Origin of the sequence: Yoonia sp. R2-816 (assembly GCF_046762905.1) — a bacterium.
In the GTDB taxonomy this organism is placed as follows: Bacteria; Pseudomonadota; Alphaproteobacteria; order Rhodobacterales; family Rhodobacteraceae; genus Yoonia.
Window position 1 is genome coordinate 229,904 of the sequence record NZ_JBKQXN010000324.1, and the last position, 7,098, is coordinate 237,001.

Below are 7,098 nucleotides of genomic sequence, written 5' to 3' on the forward strand. Positions count from 1 at the left end.
CTCAAATCAAATCAGAAAACAGGACTATCTTATGACCGATGCAGCAGCGTCGGCACCCGCCCGGTCGCAGACGACCGGTGGTGCCTTTTACCGTCTGGTGTGGAAATGGCATTTCCTCGCAGCACTTTACGTCCTTCCGTTCATTGCCATGCTGGCCATCACGGGCGGCATCTATCTCTACAAACCTCAGATCGAAGAAGTCATCTATGCTGATCGGCTGAACATCGAAATCGGGATAGAGCGGCAAAGCTACGAGGCGCAGATTGCAGCACTTGCCGCGACGACCGAGATGAGCCGGATCCGTGGCGTCCAGATCGAAGACCAGCCCGGACGCTCCACGCTGATCGAATTCGACGATGGCGATAAAATCAGAACCTTAGCCTGGATTGATCCTTACACATCCAAGGTTCTGGTAATCCAGCCCCGTGATGAAATGGCGATGCAGATACTGCGCAAACTCCATGGAGAATTGCTGCTGGGCGATTTCGGAACCAAGTTCGTCGAACTCGCCGCGCATTGGGCCATCGTGATGTTTATCACCGGGCTTTATCTATGGTGGCCGCGTGGTCAGCGGACTGTAAAACAGGCATTTTCTCCACCCACTGGCAAGGGCCGCAGTTTCTGGCGCGAGACGCATTTGTTCACCGGCATCCTCGCGGCTGCGCTGGTTGTTCCGATCCTCATTTCAGGACTGCCTTGGACAGATGTGTGGGGTGGTGGGCTTGGTTACGTACAGGAACAGACCGGCACGAATTCCCGCAGTCTGCGTTTTGGCGGTGACGCGCCAAACTCCACCGCGTCCGAAGGTAGTCCGATTGGCTACGAACTGGTATTTGGCGTTGCGAAGGCCGAAGGGCTGGTTGCGCCTTATGAAGCAAGGCCGCCGCGCAATGCCGAAGCTGCCTATTGGATACGGTCGGCGAGCACAAATCGGGCCGAACAGACAGAGCTGATTGTGGACCAATATACCGGTGCGGTTTTGAAACGGCACGACTTTGCAGATAACCCCGCATTAGCGCGCGTTGTTTCACAAGGGATTTCGTTTCATCAGGGCGAGCTTTACGGATGGCTCAATCTCGCGCAGAATACTCTTGCTGCGGTTTTAGCTGTTGTTCTGTCGGTATCTGGTTTTGTGGCGTGGTGGATGCGACGGCCTGCGGGGTCCCTTGGGGTTCCTGCAGCACCGGAGGCGTCATTGGGGGCGGGGATAATCGTTCTTGTGATCGGGCTGGGTATTCTGCTGCCGCTTGTGGGCGCGTCATTGATCGTGGCGCTGGTTTTGGATTGGCTGATTTTCCGCAGGTTGGGGTGGTTTCAGGGCCGCCCTGCGACCTGAGATATGATGGACGGCAAAGCTGCTTTGCCGTCCTGTGCAGAAAGAATGGCGCGCCATGGCAAGTGTCACAAACCTGCAAAGATCCATCGCTAAGGTCGCGCTGATTTTAACGCCAGCTAGGGGCTAGTATGATGAAAGATAACGATACTTACGATCTCTCTTGGGACGAGTGGGATGAACTGCAAAGACCCGCCGCCGCGACAACTGACTTTGATGAGGTGGTTGAAGCCGCAATTTCGCGGCGGGGTTTCTTGCGCGGTGTTGTCGCCTATGGATCCGGCGCTGCCGTGATGGGATCCGGTCTGCTTTACGGCACCTCCGTAGACGCCCAGACAGTCAGCCGGTTTGGGTTTACGCCGATCCCGATTGCCACCGATGGGACGGTTCATGTGCCAGAGGGTTATACATGGCAACCCGTCGCAAAATGGGGTCAGCCGCTGTTTTCCGATGCTGAACCATTTGATCCGCAGAATGCCGTTGGTGTCGCAAGCTCTGACCGTGTATTCGGTGAAAACACTGACGGGATGGAGGCGTTTGTTGTCGGCGGTCGTCAGGTCATCGCGGTGAACCATGAATATGTGAATACCAAGATCAATCTGCCACAGAATGTCGATGGCGTTCCAACCAGCGCTGATGACGTACTGACCCTACAGAACATGCAGGGCGTAACCGTGATGGAGGTGGCTGAAGGACCGGATGGCTGGGACATCGTTGTCGACAGTGACCTGAACCGCCGTATCACCCATAACACACCAATGACGCTGGCTGGACCTGCTGCTGGTCATCCGTTGGTACAAACTGCCGCTGACCCGGCGGGGACCACAGCGCTGGGCACGATGAATAATTGCGGGGCAGGCAAGACGCCGTGGGGCACCTATCTGACTTGCGAGGAAAACTTCAACGGCTACTTCGGCTCGACCGATCCCGAATTTGAACGGCCGGAGGATTATGCCCGCTACGGTATCGGTCTCGAAGGGCGCTATGCCTACGAGAAATATGATGAGCGTTTTGATATCAGCCAAAACCCGAACGAGCCGCGTCGCTTTGGTTACATTGTCGAGATTGATCCGAGCGATCCCAATTCGACACCAATCAAACACACCGCGCTTGGTCGCTTCAAGCATGAGAATGCCGCGGCCGTGATCGCGCCTGATGGCCGTGTGGTCGTTTATATGGGTGACGATGAGCGCGGCGAGTTCATGTATAAATACGTCTCTAATGGTGTCTACACACCCGGTGGTCCGACATCAGAGCTTTTGGATGATGGCCAGCTTTACGTTGCCAAGTTCGACAATGATCTGACAGGCAAATGGGTTGCCCTGACACCCGAGGCGACTGGCATGGACGAAGCTGAAATCGCAATCTTTTCCCGCGTGGCGGCATCAAAGGTGGGTGCGACCACGATGGATCGTCCGGAATGGGTGGCGGTGAACCCTGTTGCCGCAGAGGGCTACTGCTGTCTGACCAATAACCGTAACCGGGGCATCAAATCAAACGCGGGCGGTGATCCGACACCGGTGAACGGGCCCAACCCGCGCGCCGAAAATAATTATGGTCAGATCGTCCGCTGGTACCCCAGCAATGATGACCATGGCAGCGATACCTTCACCTGGGACCTTTATGTCATGGCTGGCAATCCCACCGTCCATGACGACAAGTACGGCGGTTCGCCCAATATCAACGAAGGCAATCTGTTCAACTCGCCCGATGGGATGATGTTTGACAGCACTGGCCTGCTCTGGATTCAGACAGATGGTAACGACAGCAATGCAGATGGCTTTGCCGGTATGGGCAACAACCAGATGCTGGCAGGTGATCCTGCTACCGGTCAGATCGAACGGTTCCTGACGGGTCCTCAGGGGTCCGAAGTGACCGGTCTGACATGGTCCGCCGATCGCCGGACTATGTTCGTGGGCATTCAGCATCCGGACGCACCGTTCCCCGATGGCGAAGGCGTGCTGCCGCGATCCACCATAATCGCCGTTAAGCGTGCCGATAATGCACCGGTAGGCTAGGTTCGTGAGGTGGCGGGCCCATGCGGCTCGCCACCTGCTTCAAATCCTTAGACAAACTCCATATCGACGCCACAGGTGAAGCCGCCCAAAGACTCCAGCAAGTCGGCGAGCATCATGTCGAACTCTGCCTGATCATCGGTTTCGAACGTGCCGTCAGTCGTGGTGATCGTGCCTGCAAAGCCGGTCATCGTCACCACATCGTCTGAGAAATCGTCACTGTCAAAGTCGCAGAAGTCAAAGAAGTCATCCGATGGCGATGCCATATCAGTTGCGACCGTTTCTTCGGTCATGACCGTGATGGGGTCCCGACCGTCCTGCGCGATGGTGCTCGTGGTCACTGTCTGCGTGTTGATAGTGATGGCGTCATGAGTGTCTTCGTCATCATCATCCGGGCAATCATCAGGCATGTCATCATTACTAGGCGCTGACGTATCGTCCGCTTCGTCATCAGTTGGATCATCATCCGTTTCAGTTGGTGTTTCGGCGACATCAGGTTCTTCTTCAGGCGCTGGCGTGTCGTTATCCGGCAGGTCCGATGGTGCGGCATCAGGGTCGGGAGCCTGCGTGAGGATCGGATCGGGCGTGTCACCGACATTGGCCACAGGCGGTAGCGGTGCCTGATCTTGCGGTGGTTCATCGCCGATCGCGTCTGTGCGGCCGAAGTTCTGGGTCACCATCACGGCATCATATCCGCTGAAATCGCCGGTTTCGATGCCAATACCGATATCCTGCAAGTCAGGGTTCAGTATATTGGCGCGGTGCCCGTCGCTGTTCATCAACCTCTCATGGATACTGCGCACATCATCGGCAATGCCCGGTTCGCCACGTTCGCTTTGCCAGCCGATGTTTTCGGCGGTACGCCAACTCCCCTCAAGTGCGTAATCGCTTGCATCAATCCGCTGTGTCGCGGTCGAGCCGCCATCACCGGTATGCGAGAACGTGTCGGTGTCCAGCATCCATTGGCTGTGATCCTCGCTGGCGTCGTTCAGCGCATTATTTATGGATAGCGGATCAAGTCCGCGCGAGGTGCGTTCTTGGTTGATCAGTTCCAGCATCAACAGTTCGACTTCACTTGCTTGGCTCATGTCTTGTCCTTTTTCTGCCTCGGGATGTCCCGATTGCGTTTGAACGCAGTGAGTGGTTCGGTCAGACATGTGTCTGACCGGTGAAAAGCCCTTGGTTTATTGGGAAAGGGCCGCAAGCGACGCATCCATTCCTGGATGAGTCGCAAGCCGGACCCTAGGAGCCTGCGGTTTGCGTGTTCAATCCGCGCAGGGTTGGATTATTGTTTCCAGCAATGATCAGCCGCCATGCCGTGTGACCCTCGGCAAGAAATGACTGTTGGCCGAATTGCGCCGAATACTATCGGTGCTGATCCACAAGGATCGGGTTGCCGTCCGGGTCCATCACCACAAAGCTGGCGGGGCCTGTGGTGCTTTCATCGGCCTCACTGAAGAATTCGACCCCCTGCGCCTTCAGCTTTTTCTGGATATCGCGCACGTCTTCGAAATCATCGACGTTCTGGGCGTTCTGATCCCAGCCCGGATTGAACGTGAGCGTATTGGCTTTGAGAAAGCCACCAAACAGGCCGATCACCGTCTCGCCACTGCGCAACATAAGCCAGCCCTGTTCTTCATCGCCCCCAAATGCTTCAAAGCCGAGCTTTCCATAGAAGTCTTTTGACGCGGCAATATCTTTCACGTTCAGACTGATCGAAAATGCACCGAGTTTCATCGCAATCTCCTTGTTCAATGCGCGTTTAGGTTAGCCGAAAGCGGGGCTATGTGGACAGATTATCGCGTTTTCTCTGCAGGAAGCTGCGTTCCGTATCGTGTTCGGTCAGACTGACGGCGCGGTCCAGGCTCTCTTTGGCTGCGGCAATGTTACCTGATCGCCGCAGCAGGTCTGCATAGGCGACATGAAAGGGCTGATAGGTCAATAGTTGGGGATCGTTAGCGACACTGCCCAAGAGGGCCTGAGCGTCCGCGACTGAACGCGTGTAGGAGACCGCCATGGCTTGGTTGATCCGTACAACCGGCGATGGCTGCACCTGATAAAGCAGTTCATAAAGCGCTGCGATCTGCGGCCAATCGGTCTGGTCCCAGGATGGGCTTTGAGCATGCAGCGCGCTGATGGCGGCCTGCAACTGATAGGGGCCAACCTGTCCGCGCGGCAATGTATCCCGCAATAGCCGGTCACCTTGCGCGATCTTGCCCCGATCCCAGCGGTTGCGGTTCTGATCCTCCAGGGCGACCATCTGCCCTTGTGCATCAATGCGTGCCGGGCGGCGTGCATCGTGCAGCAGCATCAGCGCCAGCAGTCCCGCAACCTCGGCATCGTCCGGCATCAAGTGATGGACAATACGGGCCAGCCGGATCGCTTCATCACTCAGGCTGCGTTGCGTCGCACTGGCGTCGGTGTAGCCCGCATTGAAGATCAGATAGATGACGGCCAGAACGCCCGCCAGACGGTCGGGCAGCATCTCGTGATCCGGGATTTCGTAGGGAATACGTGCCGCAGCAATTTTATGTTTGGCCCGGACAAGGCGCTGGGCCATCGCCTCTGGCTTGTCCAGAAAGGCCGCCGCGATGGCTTCGGTTTTGAGGCCACCTAAAGTCCGCAACGTCAGCGCGATCTGGGTTTTTTGTTCCAAGGCCGGATGGCAGCAGGTGAACATCATCTCTAGCCGCTTGTCGGGGATCAATTCAGATCCCTCCGCGTCTTGTCCGTCGTTTTCCAGATCGGCCAGATGCGAAAGCTCGGGCACTTTTTGCGCAAAGCGGGCATCTCGGCGTAGCGTATCAATGGCGCGTCTGCGGGCGGTCGTGATCAGCCAGGCGGCGGGGGATCGTGGCAGGTCAGTTTCGGGCCAGAACTCCATGGCGCGGGCAATCGCATCCTGCAAACAATCCTCTGCCAGTTGGATGTCGCCCAGTGATTTCACCAGCGCGGCAAGGATGCGCCCCCACTCTTCCCGCACCGTCCGCTCGACGGCCTGGTGCAGTGTGTGTGGGGGCAGCATCGGCAATCAATCGTCCCAGACGATCAGGGGGCGAACCTCGATCCGACCATAGGTTGAAGTTGGGATTTTGGCAGCATGGGCGATCGCCTCATCAAGGTCCTTGCACTCCAGCAGGTAGAATCCGCCCAACTGTTCCTTGGTTTCCGCAAACGGGCCGTCGGTCGTGATCGTCTTGCCGTCGCGGACCGTCACCGTCGTGGCCGTTGCGATAGGCTGCAGCGCCTCTCCACTTACCAGGGCGCCACCTTCGCGCATCTCGTTTGTGAAGTCGTGATAGCTTTGCATGAATGGCCCGAATTCGGGTGTGCCGGGTTGGGGTCCGGATCCCTCAGCCGAATAAATGAGGCACATATATTGCATGGTTTCATCTCCTTTTAGTATGTCAGGCGTCATTGCCTTTGTACTTACTAGACGTCCGGGAATTGGCGAAATCGACATTGCTGACGAAAAAAGTTTTGCAAGGCTTCGTAACGACAACGCGGGTGCTTGATTTCCTATCCATTTCCAAATAAATCGCCCGCGATGTTGGAACGGGCCGTGATGGCCCCTCAGAATTAAGGGCGCTAGTAAAATGGCAAAGGCAAAGTTTGAACGGAATAAGCCGCACGTGAACATTGGCACGATTGGTCACGTTGACCACGGCAAGACGACGCTGACGGCGGCGATCACGAAGTACTTCGGTGACTTCCAAGCATATGACCAGATCGACGGCGCGCCCGAGGAAA

At 56.6% G+C, this 7,098-nt stretch carries 7 protein-coding genes; 3 read left to right on the plus strand and 4 right to left on the minus strand.

The genetic code is table 11. The annotated features are described in order from the left end of the window. Positions 1-31: 31 nt before the first annotated feature. Both ACFWW2_RS23365 and ACFWW2_RS23370 read left to right on the plus strand, forming a co-directional pair. Positions 32-1,336: a PepSY-associated TM helix domain-containing protein gene (locus tag ACFWW2_RS23365; protein ID WP_393932418.1), complete on the plus strand. Its 1,305-nt coding sequence runs from the start codon at positions 32-34 to the stop codon at positions 1,334-1,336. Between the two features lie 131 nt (positions 1,337-1,467). Further along, positions 1,468-3,351, plus strand: a complete 1,884-nt coding sequence (locus ACFWW2_RS23370; RefSeq protein WP_393932420.1) for a PhoX family protein — start codon at positions 1,468-1,470, stop codon at positions 3,349-3,351. A gap of 47 nt (positions 3,352-3,398) precedes the next feature. Here the strand turns inward: ACFWW2_RS23370 and ACFWW2_RS23375 are convergent, their stop codons facing one another. The 4 genes from ACFWW2_RS23375 to ACFWW2_RS23390 form a co-directional block, all read right to left on the minus strand. Beyond that, positions 3,399-4,436 (minus strand): CAP domain-containing protein, encoded by a 1,038-nt coding sequence (locus ACFWW2_RS23375; RefSeq protein WP_393932422.1) that lies wholly within the window; start codon positions 4,434-4,436, stop codon positions 3,399-3,401. A 277-nt stretch (positions 4,437-4,713) separates the two neighbouring features. Continuing rightward, complete coding sequence (locus ACFWW2_RS23380; protein ID WP_393932424.1) at positions 4,714-5,085, minus strand: VOC family protein; 372 nt, start codon at positions 5,083-5,085, stop codon at positions 4,714-4,716. Positions 5,086-5,131: 46 nt separating this feature from the next. Continuing rightward, complete coding sequence (locus tag ACFWW2_RS23385) at positions 5,132-6,373, minus strand: RNA polymerase sigma factor (RefSeq protein WP_393932426.1); 1,242 nt, start codon at positions 6,371-6,373, stop codon at positions 5,132-5,134. Positions 6,374-6,379: 6 nt separating this feature from the next. Then, the gene (locus ACFWW2_RS23390) at positions 6,380-6,733 is read right to left on the minus strand and encodes a YciI family protein (RefSeq protein WP_393932428.1); all 354 of its coding nucleotides are present in this window, start codon (positions 6,731-6,733) and stop codon (positions 6,380-6,382) included. 211 nt (positions 6,734-6,944) lie between these two features. Here ACFWW2_RS23390 and ACFWW2_RS23395 point away from each other — a divergent pair. After that, a partial coding sequence (locus ACFWW2_RS23395; protein ID WP_393932450.1) for a GTP-binding protein occupies positions 6,945-7,098 on the plus strand: 154 nt, incomplete at its 3' end.